Origin of the sequence: Leisingera aquaemixtae (assembly GCF_001458395.1) — a bacterium.
GTDB classification, from domain to species: Bacteria; Pseudomonadota; Alphaproteobacteria; order Rhodobacterales; family Rhodobacteraceae; genus Leisingera; species Leisingera aquaemixtae.
Window position 1 is genome coordinate 107,085 of sequence record NZ_CYSR01000010.1, and the last position, 16,984, is coordinate 124,068.

At 65.1% G+C, this 16,984-nt stretch carries 13 protein-coding genes; 4 read left to right on the forward strand and 9 right to left on the reverse strand.

Translation table 11 applies throughout. The annotated features are described in order from the left end of the window. Positions 1-27: 27 nt before the first annotated feature. From PHA8399_RS04265 to pdxR, 8 genes are all read right to left on the reverse strand, one after another. On the reverse strand, positions 28-915 hold the full coding sequence (locus PHA8399_RS04265; RefSeq protein ID WP_058284949.1) for a dimethyl sulfoxide reductase anchor subunit family protein: 888 nt from the start codon (positions 913-915) through the stop codon (positions 28-30). Beyond that, positions 915-1,691: a 4Fe-4S dicluster domain-containing protein gene (locus tag PHA8399_RS04270; RefSeq protein WP_058284950.1), complete on the reverse strand. Its 777-nt coding sequence runs from the start codon at positions 1,689-1,691 to the stop codon at positions 915-917. Before PHA8399_RS04270 ends, PHA8399_RS04265 begins: the two co-directional genes overlap by 1 nt. A gap of 82 nt (positions 1,692-1,773) precedes the next feature. After that, a complete protein-coding gene (locus PHA8399_RS04275; protein ID WP_058284951.1) occupies positions 1,774-4,596 on the reverse strand; it encodes a molybdopterin oxidoreductase family protein in 2,823 nt (940 codons plus the stop codon). Between the two features lie 25 nt (positions 4,597-4,621). Then, positions 4,622-5,653, reverse strand: coding sequence for a YeiH family protein (locus tag PHA8399_RS04280; protein WP_058284952.1), 1,032 nt, complete (start codon positions 5,651-5,653; stop codon positions 4,622-4,624). 132 nt (positions 5,654-5,785) lie between these two features. Further along, positions 5,786-6,874 (reverse strand): acetate/propionate family kinase, encoded by a 1,089-nt coding sequence (locus PHA8399_RS04285; RefSeq protein ID WP_058284953.1) that lies wholly within the window; start codon positions 6,872-6,874, stop codon positions 5,786-5,788. Between the two features lie 14 nt (positions 6,875-6,888). Continuing rightward, entirely contained in the window at positions 6,889-7,635 is a 747-nt protein-coding gene (locus PHA8399_RS04290; RefSeq protein WP_058284954.1) for a sulfite exporter TauE/SafE family protein, read from the reverse strand. A gap of 5 nt (positions 7,636-7,640) precedes the next feature. After that, positions 7,641-9,416, reverse strand: coding sequence for a sulfoacetaldehyde acetyltransferase (gene xsc / locus PHA8399_RS04295; protein WP_058284955.1), 1,776 nt, complete (start codon positions 9,414-9,416; stop codon positions 7,641-7,643). Between the two features lie 373 nt (positions 9,417-9,789). Beyond that, positions 9,790-11,250 carry a MocR-like pyridoxine biosynthesis transcription factor PdxR gene (gene pdxR, locus PHA8399_RS04300; RefSeq protein WP_058285242.1) on the reverse strand — a complete coding sequence of 487 codons (1,461 nt, stop codon included), beginning with the start codon at positions 11,248-11,250 and terminating at the stop codon, positions 9,790-9,792. A 201-nt stretch (positions 11,251-11,451) separates the two neighbouring features. Between pdxR and PHA8399_RS04305 the strand changes: the two genes are divergently transcribed. Next, a complete protein-coding gene (locus PHA8399_RS04305; protein ID WP_058284956.1) occupies positions 11,452-11,763 on the forward strand; it encodes an ArsR/SmtB family transcription factor in 312 nt (103 codons plus the stop codon). After that, the gene (locus PHA8399_RS04310) at positions 11,756-12,787 is read left to right on the forward strand and encodes a permease (RefSeq protein ID WP_058284957.1); all 1,032 of its coding nucleotides are present in this window, start codon (positions 11,756-11,758) and stop codon (positions 12,785-12,787) included. Before PHA8399_RS04305 ends, PHA8399_RS04310 begins: the two co-directional genes overlap by 8 nt. A 288-nt stretch (positions 12,788-13,075) precedes the next feature. Here PHA8399_RS04310 and PHA8399_RS04315 read toward each other — a convergent pair whose 3' ends face one another. Continuing rightward, positions 13,076-14,473, reverse strand: a complete 1,398-nt coding sequence (locus PHA8399_RS04315; RefSeq protein WP_058284958.1) for an aminotransferase family protein — start codon at positions 14,471-14,473, stop codon at positions 13,076-13,078. 306 nt (positions 14,474-14,779) lie between these two features. Between PHA8399_RS04315 and PHA8399_RS04320 the strand changes: the two genes are divergently transcribed. Together PHA8399_RS04320 and PHA8399_RS04325 are read left to right on the forward strand one after the other, a co-directional pair. Then, positions 14,780-15,544: a beta-keto acid cleavage family enzyme gene (locus PHA8399_RS04320; RefSeq protein WP_058284959.1), complete on the forward strand. Its 765-nt coding sequence runs from the start codon at positions 14,780-14,782 to the stop codon at positions 15,542-15,544. Continuing rightward, the gene (locus PHA8399_RS04325; RefSeq protein WP_058284960.1) at positions 15,541-16,869 is read left to right on the forward strand and encodes an aspartate aminotransferase family protein; all 1,329 of its coding nucleotides are present in this window, start codon (positions 15,541-15,543) and stop codon (positions 16,867-16,869) included. The genes PHA8399_RS04320 and PHA8399_RS04325 overlap by 4 nt, the downstream gene beginning before the upstream one ends. Positions 16,870-16,984: the final 115 nt, after the last annotated feature.

Below are 16,984 nucleotides of genomic sequence, written 5' to 3' on the forward strand. Positions count from 1 at the left end.
CACCTCGTTCGGGCGCCCCGGCGTGTGTCAGCGCTTGCCGTAATATAGGCCGACCACATGTTCGGCCTGGGCAAAGAACAGCCAGCGCGAGACCGCGACGCCTGCGAGATGCGACAGCACCGCGAGGGCTGCAAGCAGATGCTTGACCGCAAAGCCCTGCACCGGTGTCAGGATCAGCAGCAGAGGCAGCGCAAAACCGAGGACAAAGGCAATGATCCGCAGCTTTTGCGCGTGCTTGCGGCCCACCACATGCACAAACTCCCGCAACAGATAGTTGGAACCGGTGTGCGGCGGCTCAAAGGCCCGCACAGCGCCGCGGCCGCCCAGGCCGGTGGCGGTGCCCAGATTGGTGCCGGAGGTTTCCAGCGCCCGGTCCCCTTTGGCCCAATAGGCCAGCTGCACCGCGCCTGCGATGGCCAGCAGCCAGGGTGCCAAATCTTCTGCCCCGGCCAGCAGCGCACCGCCAGCCAGGCTGAAGGACAGAAACACTGCGGGCGTCAGTTCCATGTTCCAGCGCGGGATGGCTTTAAGCTGGGTGTAGATCATTGAGGTGGTGAAGACGGTTGCGAGGCTCAGGCCCGCGCCGGTCCAGCCCAAAAGCGTCCAGTGGCTGTCCAGGAACACCGCGCCAAAAGCGTAGAGCGCCATGACGATCAGGGCAGCGACGGCGCAGACGCCCTCCCGCGACAGCCAGCTGGTTTTCCATTGCGTGAGGGCTCGCCAGGCCCGCTCCGGGCGGCCGAGGTGGAAGGTCGAGGCCAGCAGCCCGCCAACCGCGAGCGCATAGGCGATGGCGTAGAATACAAAGGCCACGGTGCCGGTCACCGCGGGCAGGCCGAGGCCCAGGAAGACCAGCAGTCCAAAGCCCAGGCCGGAGAATGTGGTGAACAGGATGACGGATGGTGCGGGATGCATCAGTTCGCCCCCCCCGAAGACTGGCCCGGAAGTTTGTCGAGTGCCTTGTCCAGCCATGCGAGGAAGCCTTGCGGCTCTTCGGCGACCGGTGCCAGCAGCGGGGCGAGGATATCGATCTGATCCTCGATCCGGTCTTTGGGCCGGGGCGGCAGGTATTTGTTCACCGGCTTGGTGCCCATTTCCGGCATCAGGTCCATGCCGCCGCGCTCCGCCACCAGTTTGGAGACATCGCTGTCCGGATCGCCCAGATCGCCAAAATGGCGCGCGCCTGCGGGACAGGTCCGCACGCAGGACGGGGTGCGGTCTATCTCCGGCAGGTTCTCATTATAGATCCGGTCCACGCAAAGGGTGCATTTCTTCATCACGCCCTCGGCCAGGTCCAGTTCGCGCGCGCCATAGGGGCAGGACCAGGCACACAGTCCGCAGCCGATGCAGTGGTCCTCGTTCACCAGAACGATGCCGTCCTCCACGCGCTTGTAGCTGGCACCGGTCGGACAGACAGTGACGCACGGCGCGTCCTCGCAGTGCAGGCAGGATTTGGGGAAGTGGATCAACTGCGCGTGGCCGTGCTCGGGCTGGACTTCATAGGAATGCACCCGGTTCAGAAAAGTCCCCGACGGATCGCCGCCGTAGGGCTCTTGATCCGACAGCGGAGCACCGTAGTTTTCCGTGTTCCAGCCTTTGCAGGAGATCACGCAGGCATGGCAGCCGACGCAGGTGTCCAGGTCGATGACCAGGCCCATCTTGCGGTCTGTCTTGGCGGGAAGCTCAGTCATTCCGGGCACCTCCGTTGCGGGGTTGCGGACCAAGACTTTTCAGAAAAGTCTTGGCAAAATTTTTCGCAAAAATTTTGCACTGTCATTTGCCGACCTTCCATTTCAGTTCTTCCGGGCCGGTGCCGACGGGCGACTGCTGCGCCGGGAAGGCTGGCTGGCTTTCCTGCAGGCCGTCCGGGGCGGCGGCCTTTTCGATTTTGACCTTGAGGTCGAACCAGGCCGCCTGGCCGGTGATGGGATCGGAGTTGGCCCACCGCATACCGTCGCCTTTGGGCGGCAGCAGCTCGTGGATCAGATGGTTCAAAAGAAAACCCTTGGTGGCCTCGGGCGCGTCCTGTTCCAGCGCCCAGGCGCCCTTGCGCTTGCCGATGGCATTCCAGGTCCAGACAGTGTTTTCGTTCAGCGCCGCCATTTCCATCACCGGCACGGTGATCGACCCGTGCGGCGACGAAACCTTGGCCCAGTCGCCGTCTTGCAGCCCGTGCTCGCGCATCAGCCTCGTCGGGACATAAAGCGGATTACGGCCGTGCAGCTGGCGCAGCCAGGCGTTCTGGGTGCCCCAGGAGTGATACATCGCCATCGGCCGCTGGGTCAGCGCGTTGACGGTGAAGCCCTCATTGCCCTGCTGATCCGTCTCATACCAGATCGGCAGCGGGTCCATCACCGCCTTCAGCCGCTGGCGCAGGTGATCCGGCGGCTGGCGGTTGCCGTGGCCTTCGGCGGCCAGCTGGAACTTGCGCATCGGCTCCACATAGAGCTGGAACAGATAGGGCTGCGGGCTGTCATAAATCCCCATGCCCACCGCCCAGTCCTGATAGGCCGCATTCCAGGGTTTGTAGTAATCCGCGCCTTGCGGGATGTGCGCCACGTAAAAGCCGCCGTTTTCGATGTAGCGGTTCAGCTGATCCGGGTTCACCTCGCCGCGGCCTTCCTTGTCGCCGTTCTCCCCGCGGAAGCCTGCGAGCGGCCCGATGCCGGGTTTGCGTTCGTGGTTGACGATATAGTCGGCGTAATCCTTCCACTTGGGGCTGCCATCGGCGTTGGTGAATCCCGGCAGGCTCATCCGGTTGGCCAGCTCGATCAGCACCGACTGGAAGCCGCGCACATCGCGGTCGGGCTCAATCACCGGCCAGCGGATCGCATCGGCCGCCGCATCCGCCTCGCAGATCGGACGGTCCAGCAGCGAAATGCAATCGTGGCGTTCCAGATAGGTGGTGTCGGGCAGGATCAGGTCCGCATAGGCCACCATCTCCGACGAATAGGCGTCGGAATAGATGATGTGCGGGATCATATAGCCGCCGTCGTCGTTGCGGGCGCTCAGCATCTCCATCACGCCCTTGGTGTTCATGGAAGAGTTCCACGACATGTTGGCCATGTACATGAACAAGGTGTCGATCTTGTAGGGATCGCCCGCATGGGCGTTGGAGATCACCATGTGCATCAGCCCGTGGGCCGACATCGGGTTTTCCCAGGTGAACGCCTTGTCGATGCGCTGGGGATTGCCGTTTTCGTCCAGCAGCAGATCGTCGGGGCCGCGCGGGAAGCCGAGGTGCGGTCCATCCAGAGGGCGGCCGGGACGGCGGTCGCCGTGCGGGGTAGGGTGCGCCTCGACGGGTTTGGGGTAGGGCGGCTTGAAACGGAAGCCGCCGGGCACCTCCACGGTGCCCAGAAGGATCTGCAGCACATGCAGCGCGCGGCAGGTCTGGAAGCCGTTGGCATGCGCCGACACCCCGCGCATCGCGTGCATCGACACCGGGCGGCCGGTCATCTTGCTGTGGGTTTCACCGCGGAAGTCGGTCCATTCCACATCCAGCTCAAACGCCTCGTCAAAGGCGACGCGGGCCAGCTCGCCGGCAATGGCGCGGATGCGCGTGGCCGGGATGCCGCATTTGTCCGCAATCGCCTCTGGCGCGTAGTCCGGCGACAGATAGCGCTCCGCCATCAGGTGGAAGACAGGGCGGTGGGTGACGCCGTCCCGTTCGTAAACCGCTGTCAGGTCCGGGCGCACGCCGGGCTGGTCGAAGGGGGTGAGCTTGCCGGTGTTGCGGTCGATCACCAGCATTTTGCCGTCATCATCGCGCAGGAACAGGCCGTTGTCCGGGCCTTCGGCGGCGTTGATCAGCACCGGCGCGTTGGTGTAGCGGCTGAGATAATCGAGGTCGATCTTCCCCGCCTTCATCAGCACGTGGACCAGCGACAGGATGAACAGCCCGTCGGTGCCGGGTGTGATGCCGACCCAGTCATCCGCCACCGCGTTATAGCCGGAGCGGATCGGGTTCACGCCGATCACCCGCGCGCCGCGCTTCTTGATCTTGCCGATGCCCATCTTGATCGGGTTGGAGTCATGGTCCTCGGCGACGCCGAACAGCATGAACAGCTTGGTGTGCTCCCAGTCGGGCTGGCCGAATTCCCAGAACGCTCCGCCCATCGTGTAGATGCCGGCGGTCGCCATGTTGACCGAGCAGAAGCCGCCGTGCGCGGCGTAGTTCGGGGTGCCGAAGTTCTGGGCCCAGAAGCTTGTGAAGCTCTGGCTCTGGTCGCGCCCGGTGAAGAAGGCCAGTTTCTGCGGCGCGGTCTCGTGCAGCTCGTTCAGCCATCCGACGGCGGTGCTGATCGCTTCGTCCCAGGAAATCTCCCGGAACTCGCCCGATCCGCGCGGCCCCACCCGCTTGAGCGGGGCGCGCAGCCGCGACGGGGCGTTCACCTGCATGATCCCCGCAGACCCCTTGGCGCACAGAACACCCTTGTTCACCGGGTGGTCGCGGTTGCCCTCGATATAGGCGACCTTACCGTCCTTCATGTGCACGTTGATGCCGCAGCGGCAGGCGCACATGTAGCAGGTGGTTTTCCGCACCTCGTCGGATACAGGGGGGGACGTGTCCACCCGGGGTTGCTGGAATTTCATCTGGCCTCCCTTCTGGTCTCCCCGATCAGGTCAACAGCTCAATCCCCGCCAGGATCAGCCCGGCAATGAACAGAGTTTCGACGATGATCAGGGCAATGGCCGCGCCTCCTACGGCCAGGACCTGTTTCAGATTTGTCTTCATTCCCACCGCGGCAATCGCGGTGAGCAGCAGCCAGCGCGAAGCCTGGCTGAGGAATTCGGTAAGGGCCGGCGGGATCAGGCCAAAGGAGTTAATCCCGGCCAGCACCAGAAAGGCTATCACAAAGCCCGGCAGGATTGGCGGCCGCTTGCCGTCGCCGGGCAGCTCGGCAAAGGAGCGGATCATCAGCGAGGCCGCCAGCACGATAGGGGCCAGCATGGCCACCCGCATCAGCTTGACCAGGGTGGCGGTGTCGCCGGTCTGCTCGGAGATTGAGAAGCCCGCGCCGACCACCTGCGCCACGTCGTGAATGGTGCCGCCCAGGAACACCCCGGCCTGAAGGGAGTTCAGCTCCAGCACATTCACCAGGATCGGATAGGCGATCATCGCCACCGTCGACAGCACCGTCACGCCCATCACCGTGAAGATCAGCCGCTCCTCGGAGCGGTCGTCACGGGGCAGGATGGCACTGATGGCCATCGCCGCCGACGCCCCGCAGATTGCCACGGAGCCTGCGGTCAGAAGCGCAAAGCGCCACTTGTGGCCAAAGAACCGCGCCACGGCGAGGCCGAAGGCAATGGTGGCGATCACGCCGCCAACAACCAGCGCGATCAGGTCCCAGCCAAGCCCCATCATCAGCACCATCGACACCCGCACCCCCAGCAAGGCCACCCCCAGCCGCAGCAGGGAGCGGGCGGAAAAGGCGATGCCCGGCACGGCCTTGCCCTCTTCGCCCAGAAAGCTGACGGCTATCCCCAGCAGCAGCGCAAGCAGCATGGCAGGGGTTGCGTAATGCTCGGCAAGGAACTGTGCGGTGATGGCGACCAGGACCGAAACCGCCACGCCCGGCAGCAGCCGGCGCAGCTTGTCTTGCAACTCACCCGATTGCAGCGAAGAGATGGGTGTCAGGATGGACATGGAAGGAAACCTTGGGCATGTGGTGGAGGATGGGCTGCTGGAGACGGGGGCCGGTCGGCTGCGGGTGTATTCAGTCTGTCGCGCTGCACCTGGGATAGTTTTCCAAATCAGGCGCAAATGGAAGGAAAATGTTTACTCCAGGTGGAGCAGTTTTCCTGTATGCAGGGCGATCTGCCGCTCTTCATCTGCCGGAATGACATGGACGGCGCTTTCCGGCACTCCCGTCCAGGACAGCCGCTGCAAGACCCTGGTGCGGATGGCTTCGGAGTTTTCGCCAATGCCGCCGGTAAAGGCGATGGCGTCGATGCCTTCCATCGCAGCAATCATCGAGCCTGCGTGGCGCGCGCACCAATAGCAGAAATGCTCGACCGCAAAGCTGGCAGCTTCGCCGCCGTCCTCCAGCAGCGCACGCATGTCGTTGGAGAGGCCGGATAGGCCAAGCAGACCGGACTGCTGTTGCAAGTCCCTGCGCACCTCGGCAATGCTGGTTTGCTCTGCCCGGTCCAGCACGGCGCCGGCGTCAATGCTTCCGGACCGTGTGCCCATCGTCAGCCCCTCCAGCGGAGAATAGCCCATTGTGGTTGCAACGCTTTGGCCATCGGCAATGGCGCACAGGCTGGCGCCGTTGCCGAGATGGCACGCCAGCAGCCGGGGCGGCGGCGCTGTGCCGGTGGTGTCCGCCAGCCGGCGCAGCAAAGCCTCGTAGCTGAGGCCGTGAAACCCATAGCGGCGGATCCCGGCCTGCTGCCAGGACTGCGGCACGGCGTAGCGGACGGCGGTCTCCGGGTTGGTTGCGTGGAACGCGGTGTCGAAACAGGCAACCTGCGGCAGGTCCGGCAGCAGGTCCGTCAGCGTGCGTATTGCCGCTGCATTGTGCGGGTTATGCAGCGGTGCCAGCGGGCTGCAGGCGTCGATCCGGTCCAGCAGCGCCGCTGTCACACGCTCCGGACGCGTCAGGCTTGCGCCTCCGTGGACAACGCGGTGGCCTGCTGCGTCGAAACCGGCAGCGGGATAGCCCTGGGCGGCGAGCCCCTCAAGAAGCCGTTCGAATGCGTCTGCGTGGTCTGCAAGAGCGGCAGGCTGGCGGCTGCCGCCGATCCGCAGCTCGCCGCTGTCACCGATGCCCGCTGCTTCGGCCGTCAGCAGCGATTTCAGCCTCTCGCCAAAGACGGCCAGCTTGATCGAGGAGGAACCTGCGTTCACGATAAGTATCCGGGACATCTTATTCACCTCGTTCAGACGGCAAGCTTAGCGATATTGATCAGCGACAGCGCGGTCAGCATCAGCATAACCGCGCGGCGGAACAGGCTTTGAGAGACCGCCTGGAAACCGCGGGACCCGGCCCAGATGCCGAGGCCCAGAATGGGAAAGGCCAGCAGAATGCCGGTCAGGGTTTCCGGCCCCACCAGCCCGTTTGCGGCCATCACCGGCAGCGCCATCACGTCGATGCCAGTCAGGAACACGATCATGGTGGCGCGGAACACCGCGGGCGGCACCGGCTGCGCGGTCAGGAAGGCCGCGACCGGCAGGCCGCCGACACCGGCGCTGTTGGCGATGCCTGCGATGGCGCCCACGCCCAGATTGCCGTTGCGCCCCACCGGGCGCGCCAGTTGCCAGCCGCTCAGCAGCACCAGGCTCAGCCCCAGGATCAGGCTGGAAACCGCCAGCCGCGCCTCCTGTTCGCCCAGCCGTGCCATGATGGCGATGGCGGGAACGGTGGCGACTGCGGCCCCGCCCAGCAGGGCAATCGCCCGGGGCCAGTCGATATGCGGGCGGATGCCCCGCGCCTGAAAGGCGGTCATGGCGATTTCGCAGGAAAACACCACCGGGATCAGCGGCAGCGGGTTGGTGGTCAGCGCCGCCAGGATGATGAAGATCGCGGAGAACCCGAAGCCGGAAAAGCCCCGGATCAAGGCCGCCGCGAACAACGCGGCGGCCAAGTAGGCCCCCTGGCCCGGAGAGAGGTCAAAGGGCAGGGGCACGTGCGTCAGACCTGCTGTTCGCGCATGTCGGCCTTGTCGATGCCTGCCACGCGGACCGGCTTCTTCATGGCGTCACGGCGGAACGGCTCGCCCAGCTCCTGGTTGATCATCGCTTCGATCAATGTGGTGGTGCCGTTCTTTTGGTCTTCGATTGCCTGGGCCAGCGCCGAGGTCAGCTCGTCCATGGTGCGGGCAACCACGCCCTTCAGGCCGCAGGCCTTGGCGATGCCGGCATAAGACACCTGCTGGTCCAGCTCGGTGCCGACGAAGTTGTCATCGAACCACAGGGTGGAGTTCCGCTTCTCCGCGCCCCATTGGTAGTTGCGGAAGACGATCTGGGTGACGGCGGGCCATTCGCCGCGGCCGATGGCGGTCAGCTCGTTCACCGCGATGCCAAAGGCACCGTCGCCGGAGAAGCCTACAACCGGGGTGTCCGGATTGCCGATCTTGGCGCCGACAACCGCCGGCAGGCCATAGCCGCACGGGCCGAACAGGCCGGGGGCCAGGTACTTGCGGCCGGCCTCGAAGGACGGGTAGGCGTTGCCGATTGCGCAGTTGTTGCCAATGTCGGAGGAGATGATTGCCTCTTTCGGCAGCGCGGCCTGAATGGCGCGCCAGGCCATGCGGGGGCTCATCCAGTCCGGCTTGTCGGCCCGGGCGCGCTCGTTCCAGGTGGTGCCCGGATCGTCGTCCTCGTGGGTCATCTCTGTCAGCTGCTGCGCCCAGCGGGATTTGGTTTCCGCGATACGGTTCTTGCGCTCGGCGCGGCCCTCGTCGCCGGCGGTGTCAGACAGCTGCGCCAGGATGCCCTGCGCCACCTTGGCGGCGTCGCCGATGATGCCGACGGAGACTTTCTTGGTCAGGCCGATGCGGTCCGGGTTGATGTCGACCTGGATGATCTTGGCATTGGCGGGCCAGTACTCCATGCCGTAACCCGGCAGGGTGGAGAACGGGTTCAGGCGGGTGCCGAGGCAGAGGACGACGTCGGCGTCCTTGATCAGCTCCATGCCTGCCTTGGAGCCGTTGTAGCCCAGCGGGCCTGCAAACAGCGGGTGCGAGCCGGGGAAGGCGTCATTGTGCTGGTAGCCGACGCAGACCGGGGCATCCAGGCGCTCGGCCAGTTCCTTGGACGCCTCAATGCCCCCCTTGGACAGGACAACACCTGCACCGTTCAGGATCACCGGGTTCTTGGCCCCGGACAGCAGCTTGGCGGCTTCGGCCACCGCGGTCTCGCCGCCGGCGGGGCGCTCGAACTCGACGATGGCTGGCAGTTCGATGTCGATGACCTGGGTCCACATGTCCCGCGGGATGTTCAGCTGGGCCGGGGCGGAGGCGCGCTTGGCGTTCATGATCACCCGGTTCAGCACTTCGGCCACGCGGGAGGGATCGCGCACTTCTTCCTGGTAGCAGACGCAGTCGGCGAACATGCGCATCTGCTCCATCTCCTGGAAGCCGCCTTGGCCGATGGTCTTGTTGGCCGCCTGCGGGGTGACCAGCAGCAGCGGGGTGTGGTTCCAGTAGGCGGTCTTGACGGCGGTCACGAAGTTGGTGATGCCGGGGCCGTTCTGGGCGATCATCATCGACATCTTGCCGGTGGCGCGGGTGTAGCCGTCAGCCATCATGCCGCCGGAGCCTTCGTGGGCGCAGTCCCAGAAGGTGATGCCTGCGGCGGGGAAGATGTCGGAAATCGGCATCATGGCAGAGCCGATGATGCCAAACGCGTGCTGGATGCCATGCATCTGCAGCGTTTTGACGAAGGCTTCTTCGGTGGTCATTTTCATGGCGGGTGCTCCTGAGTGAGACGCAGAATTCCTCCGGGCGCGGAGGCCGGGAATTGACTCCGGTTTAGGGGGCGGCGCAGGACCGGGTTAGGGCCAGTTTTCCCGGCTGGTAAGGCCAGAGGCACCCTCCCGCCCGGCGTCGCTCATCCGCAGGATGCGCTGTGCCCGTTGGGCCCGGCGCCGCCCGTGCCGGGCGGCGGGCGCCTGCGGCGCCAGCTGCTGTGATCCGCCCCCCCGTTTCCTCAAGTGCCGGCGCAAGCTGAAGGGACCGCGCCGTGCCGCAAGGCGCGGCGCCCGGCCCAAGGCCGCCAGCCTGCGCCGGCGCAGCCGGTGCTGGCGCGGGCGCGGGAGCCGCCCGGATGCGTGCGGGGGCTCAGCCTTTCTTCAGCGCGCTTGCAAGCAGCGCGAGACCGGGTTCGATCCGGGTTGCGGGGATCGAGGAATACCCCAGCCGGTAGTAATTCTGCTTGCGGTTTCCGGCGGCAAAGAACGGCGCACCGGGTTCGATGATGACGCTTTTCTCCTTCAGCCGCTCTGCCACCGCCGAAGTGTCCACCCCTTCCGGCGCGCGCATCCACAAGGCGGAGCCGCCATAGCCGCCGACGCCTGCGATCTGAAGGCCATGTTTGCGAATGGCGTCCTCGATCACCGCGCGGCGGTCGTGCAGCACCTTGGCGGTGCGGCGGATCTGAGCATCATAATGCCCCAGCGACAGGAAATAGGCCACCGTGCGCTGCACATGGCCTGGCGGATGCCTCAGCACGCTGGCGCGCAAGGCCCTTGCCTGGCGGATAAACGGTTCCGATCCAACCAGATAGCCCAGACGCAGCCCGGGAAACAGCGACTTGGAGAAGCTGCCCGCATAGATCACCCGCCCTTCGGTATCGAGCGATTTCAAGGACGGCGAGGGGGCCCCGAGGAACGACATCTCGAACTCGTAGTCATCCTCGACGATCACTGCGTCGATGCTGCTGGCCCGCCGCAACAGCTCCTTGCGGCGTTCCATCGGCATGGTGAAGGTGGTCGGGCTCTGGTGGCTGGGGGTGCAGAAGATCACATCGGTGCCTTCCGGGATCTGTTCCGGCGGCAGCCCGCCTGCGTCCACCGGGATGCAATCCATCTGGCAGCGGGTCTGCACCACCTGGTCGCGCAGGGTGTAATAGGCCGGGTCCTCCACCGTGGCGCGGCGCTTGCGGTTCAGCAGCAGCTGGCAGGTGATCCACAGCGCGTTCTGCGCCCCGAGCGTGATCAGGATCTCCTGCGGCCGCGCGGTGATGCCGCGCCGCGGCAGCGTGTGGCGGGCAATGTACTCGATCAAGAGCGGGTCGTCCTGGTCGAAATAGTCGTTTGCCAGCGCCGAGAAATCTTTCTGCCCCAGCGCCCTGAGCGCGCACAGCCGCCAGTTGGCGTGGTCGAACAGCGACGCATCGGCCTGCCCGTAAATGAACGGATAGCGGTAGTCGCGCCAGTCCTGCGGCTTGCGCGGCGTGTCGCCGCCGGTAAAGCTGCGTGCCAGCACTTTTTCCCAGTCCATCGCATCGCCGGCCTTCTGCTGCGGCGTGTAGGAGGGGGGCACCGGGGCGTTTTCTGACACGAAATACCCCGACCGCCCGCGCGAGGTGAGGTAGTCATTGGCCAGCAGTTCGGTATAGGCCAGCGTCACGGTGATCCGGCTGATGCCAAGATGCGCCGCCAGCTTGCGCGAGGACGGCAGCTTCTCCCCAACGCGGAACCGCCCGGACAGGATGCCCTCGGCAATCATTTCCTGGATTTGCGCCTGCAGGGTGCCCTGGGCGTCCCGGTTGAGGAAGAAAGTGTCGACGGAAATGGCCATGCGCGCCACCTTAGGGTGGACTTAAACGCGGTGCAATCTGGACTTAGGGCCGGTTTGGCGAATTCTGCGCCTTGGACTGGGTCCGGCGGCACGCCAGCCGACGGCTGTGATCAGATGGTGGTTCCTGCGGTCCCGCCCGGCTCTTGCAAAACGCAAAATAAACTATAAAACTAGTTTTATCGAATCAAGTGGAGCAGCATCATGCAATGGGAAGAAGCCGCACAGGGATTTGCCGCGATGGGATCGGAGGCGCGGCTGCAGGTGCTGCGCTGCCTGATCCGGGCGGGCGGGGCCGGGCTGACAGTCGGGGACATTCAGGAACGCACCGGCATTGCGCCCTCAACCCTGGCGCATCATCTGAAATTCCTTACCGGCGCCGGTGTGGTGGCGCAGGAACGGGTGGGGCGGTCGACCATCAGCCGCGCCGAATTCACCCGGCTGGAGGCACTGGCCGGTTTCATTCTCAGCGAATGCTGTGCGGATGCGGGCAAAGGGGCGGCGAACGATGGCTGAACTGACACTAACCCCCGGTAAGGCAAAAACACTGGGCAGCTGGCTGAAGACACCCTGGGCGCTGAGCCTTGCGCTGCTGGCAGGCGCTGCTGTCCTTGACCCCGGCAACTTCCGGTCTGTCGTGGAATTCACCCTGGCCGCGCTGGGCAGCACGGCCCGCTACATCTTGCTTGCCGTTCTGCTGCTCGCCTATCTCAAGGCGACGGGCGCCGAGGCCATGGTGGCGCGCGCTTTTGAGGGGCGGGAGACGCGAATGATCCTGCTGGCGGCGCTGTTCGGCGGGCTGGCACCGTTCTGCTCCTGCGAGGTGATCCCGTTCATTGCGGGCCTGCTGGCGCTGGGTGCGCCGCTGTCGGCGGTGATGGCCTTCTGGCTGTCCTCGCCGCTGATCGACCCGCCGACGCTGCTGATCACCGCAGGCGCGCTGGGCTGGCCCTTTGCCATTGGCAAGGCGGTGGCGGCGGTGGCGCTGGGGCTGTTCGGTGGTTTTGCCATCAAGCTGCTGCGGGGGCAGGGCGTTTTTGCGAATCCGCTCCGTAAGCAGGAGGCCAAGAGCTGCTGCGGCTGCGGCGGGCCAAAACCGGACGCCAAGCCGAACTGGCGGTTCTGGACTGAGGCAGAGCGCAAGGTGACATTCCGCGAGGAGTTCGTCTCCAACGGTCTGTTTTTGCTGAAGTGGCTGGCGCTGGCCTATGTGCTGGAATCGCTTCTGGTCCACTATGTGCCGGCTGGTGTGATCGCCGGGCTGGTGGGCGGTGAAGGCGTGCTGCCGATTGCCATTGCAGCGCTGGTCGGGATGCCTGCATACCTCAATTCCTATGTCGCGCCGCCGCTGCTGGCGGGGCTGATGGAACAGGGAATGAGCGCAGGCGCGGCCATGGCCTTCATGGTGGCAGGGGCGGTCAGTTCGGTTCCTGCGATGGCGGCGGTCTGGTCGCTGGTTAGACCGCAGGTATTTGCCGCTTACCTGGGACTTGGGGTGAGCGGCGCGATCCTGTCGGGCATTCTGTTCCAGCTGATCTGAGACACCTGCAGCGGGCAGGGGGCTCCCGCCCGTCGCGAAGCAATCAGAGATTGCTCCGCTTCCGTTGGGCCCGGCGCCGCGCTGACGCGCGGCGCTGCTTTTTGCCGATAGGGCTTTGAGGGGCAGAGCTGTCTGCGCAGAGGCCCTGTCCGATTGTGTGCTGAGCAGCCGCGTCACGGAAAAGCCGCCTGGCGGCGGGGCCTTCGGCCTTGTTGACTGGCGGACTTTATTAGAAAAAACGCCCCGGCAGAAACCGGGGCGCAGTTTGTTCGTCCAACAGGGAGAGCGTCAGCCGAATACTTTGGTCAGGGCCTTGTCGACCGCGTCGCAGATTGCGTCGATATCGTCTGCGGTGGCGATCAGCGCCGGGCTGAAGCACAGGGTGTTGTTGCGCCCCGGCAGCGAGCGGTTGGTCACGCCGATGATCACCCCCTGCGCGCCGCATTCCGCGACCACCTGCTGGGCCAGCTTCTCGTCCACCGGCTCCTTGGTGTCGCGGTCCTGAACCAGCTCGGCACCCAGGAACAACCCCTTGCCGCGCACGTCGCCGATCACGGCGTGCTTTTCCTGCAGCTTGCGCAGGTTGTTCAGCATCCGCTCACCCATGGCAACGCAGTTGTCCAGCAGGTTCTCGTCCTCGATGATGCGCATGTTTTCCAGCGCCGCTGCGGGGCCCGCGGTGCAGCCGCCGAAGGTGGAGATGTCGCGGAAGTAGTTCATCGGATCGCCCGCGTCGTCCTTGAACATCTCAAAGACTTCCTCGGTGGTCACCATGCAGGCAATTGCGGCATAGCCGGAGGCGACGCCCTTGGCCATGGTCACAAAGTCCGGCTTGATGCCGTACTGCTGGTAGCCGAACCATTTGCCGGTGCGGCCGACACCGCAGACCACTTCGTCGATGTGCAGCAGGATGTCATACTTCTGGCAGATCTCCTGCACGCGCTCCCAATAGCCTTCGGGGGCTTCGATGACACCGCCGCCTGCGGTCACCGGCTCCAGGCACAGGGCGCCAACGGTTTCCGGGCCTTCGCGCAGGATCACTTCCTCGATGGCGTCTGCAGCGGCGATACCAAATTCGCGGCCGGAAAGGTGCTCCAGGCCCAGCTCATGCTTGCGGTATTCCATGCAGTGCGGCACGCGGACAAAGTCCGGCGCAAAGGGGCCGTACTGCGCGTTGCGCTCGTCCTGGCCGCCCGCCGACATGGTGGCCAGGGTGGAGCCGTGATAGTCGCGGTCGCGGTACAGGATTTTGGTCTTTTTGCCGCCGTATTTCTTGTGGGCGATCTGGCGGATCATCTTAAAGGCCTTCTCGTTGGCCTCCGATCCGGAGTTGGTGTAGTAGACGCGGGTCATGCCCGGCATCTTGGAGATCAGCTTTTCAGCAAACAGCGCGCCAGGGATGGAGCCGGCCGAGTTGGCAAAATAGCAGACCTTCATCAGCTGGTCGTAAACGGCCTTGCAGACGCTCTCGCGGCCATAGCCGACGTTGACGGTCCAGACCCCGCCGGAAACCGCATCTAGGAATTCCTTGCCGTTCTGATCCCAGACACGCATGCCCTTGCCTTCGACAATGATGCGCGGATCCGCGCTTTCCAGCGCCTTGTGCTGGAACAGGTGGTGCCACATGTGGGCCTTGTCGGCCTCCACCACGCGGGAGAGATCGTTTTCGTTGAACGTGCCGTCCATGACATGTCCTTTCGGCGTTGGAAGTGAATCGGGCTGCCCGGCACCCTACACGGGCTTTCAGGCGTATTGTGTACCAGAAACGTCAGTTTTGCGGAATTCGTTAGGGCCAGAGCATTTGCTTGCTTAGGTCCAGAGGCGGCACCCGGGCGCGAGGCGGCGGCGGACCGCAGGTGCGGGCAGATAAAACAAATGTTCTGACGCTGTATCCTTGAGACCGGATGTGCCGACGGGCCAAGCTGCGGGCAGCCCGGATACGAGTCGCACCGGGTCAGGCGGCAACGGAGGAGAGCGGTGGAATACAGTTTGATGGTGGCGCCCAACGGGGCCCGGCGGGGGCGCGGGGATCACCCGCAGCTGCCGGTGACGCCGCAGCAGACGGCGGAAACCGCAGCGGCCTGTTTCGCTGCAGGTGCCCACGCGCTGCATCTGCATGTGCGCGATGGTGACGGGCGGCACTCGCTGGATGCTGGGCGCTACCGCGAAGCCCTTGATGCGGTGCGCGAAAGCGCGCCGGAAATGGCGGTGCAAATCACCACGGAAAGCGCCGGCATCTATGATGTGGCGGCCCAGTTCGCCTGTCTGGAGGCGCTGCGCCCGGCAGCGGCCTCTGTCTCGGTGCGGGAAATGGCGCGGGATCCGGACCTGGCCGCGCGCGCCTACGCCTTATGTGCGGAGGCAGGCACGCAGGTGCAGCATATTCTATACGGTCCGGACTGCATCGCCCGGCTGCGCGTCTGGTATCAGGACGGCATTGTCCCGGCTGCCATGCGCCATGCGATCTTTGTCTTGGGCAAATACACTCCGCCGGTTCTGGCCCGGCCCGAAGGGCTTGCTGTCTTTCAGGACGCTGCGGCGGATCTGCGCCTCAGCTGGGCTGCCTGCGCCTTTGGCCGCAATGAGCAAGCCTGCCTGCTGGCGGCGGTTGCCGCTGGAGGGGATGCGCGAATCGGATTTGAGAATAACATCGAAACACCGGATGGCGGGCTGCTGGCAGACAATGCGGCCTCTGTTACCGCCTTCGTTCAGGCCGCAAAGGCCCAGGGCCATACCCTCAAGGAGTGCCGATCATGAGTCATGTCTTTCCCCGCCACACCAAAGCCAGCCTGCCCACCGCCGTTGCCGGTGACGGCTGCTATCTGATCGACGCGGACGGCAAGCGCTATTTCGATGGCTCCGGCGGCGCCGCGGTCTCCTGCCTTGGCCATTCCGACGCCGATGTGATCAAGGCGGTGCAGGAGCAGGTCGGCAAGCTGGCCTTTGCTCATACCGGCTTTCTCACTTCGGAACCGGCGGAGGAACTGGCGGACCTGCTGGTGGCCAACGCGCCGGGGGACATTGACCGGGTCTATTTCGTTTCCGGCGGGTCGGAGGCGACCGAGGCTGCCATCAAACTGGCCCGCCAGTACCACCTGGAGCGCGGCGAGCCGCAGCGCCGGCACATCATCGCCCGCAAGCAGAGCTACCACGGCAACACCCTTGGAGCGCTGGCCGCTGGCGGCAATGAATGGCGCCGCACCCAGTTTGCACCGCTGCTGATCGGCATCTCCCACATCTCACCCTGTTACGAATACACCGGCCGGGGAGAGGGCGAGAGCAGCTATGACTACGGCCAGCGGGTGGCAAATGAGCTGGAAGCGGAAATCCTGCGCCTTGGCCCGGATTCGGTGATGGCCTTCATGGCGGAGCCGGTTGTCGGCGCCACCTCCGGTGCGGTGCCGGCAGTTGAGGGCTATTTCAAGCGCATCCGCGAGATCTGCGACCAGTACGGCGTGCTGCTGATCCTGGATGAGGTGATGTGCGGTATGGGCCGCACCGGGCATCTGTTCGCCTGCGAGGCGGATGGCGTGGCGCCCGATATCCTGTGTATCGCCAAGGGGTTGGGGGCCGGTTACCAGCCGATCGGCGCGATGCTCTGCACCCGGCAGATTTATGAGGCGATCGAGCATGGCTCCGGTTTCTTCCAGCACGGCCACACCTATATCGGCCATCCCGTAGCGACCGCTGCGGGCCTCGCCGTGGTCAAGGCGATGCTGGAGCGCGGCCTGGTGCAGCGCTGCGCTGAGATGGGAGAGAAGTTGCAGGCGGCGCTGGAGGAGCGTTTCGGCCAGCATCCCAACGTGGGCGACATCCGCGGCCGCGGCCTGTTCCGCGGGGTGGAGCTGGTGGCCGACCGCGCCACCAAGCAGCCGTTTGATCCCGCGCTGGGACTGGCCGGGCGGATCAAGAAGGCAGCCTTTCAGGCCGGGCTGATCTGCTACCCGATGGCGGGCACCCGCGACGGCCGGAACGGCGACCACATCCTGCTGGCGCCGCCCTTCATCATCACCGAGGAGCAGATCACCGAGGTGGTGGACAAGCTGGAAACCGCGATCGCCCAGTGCCTGCCGCAGGGGTGAACCTGACTGGTACAGAGTCCTTTCGCCTGTCGCGCCAGGGCAGGCACGCGTCCGCCCGCCCCACGGCGGGCGCGTTCCGCACCCGCCCGGGCGAACGATCAGCGCACCGAACTGC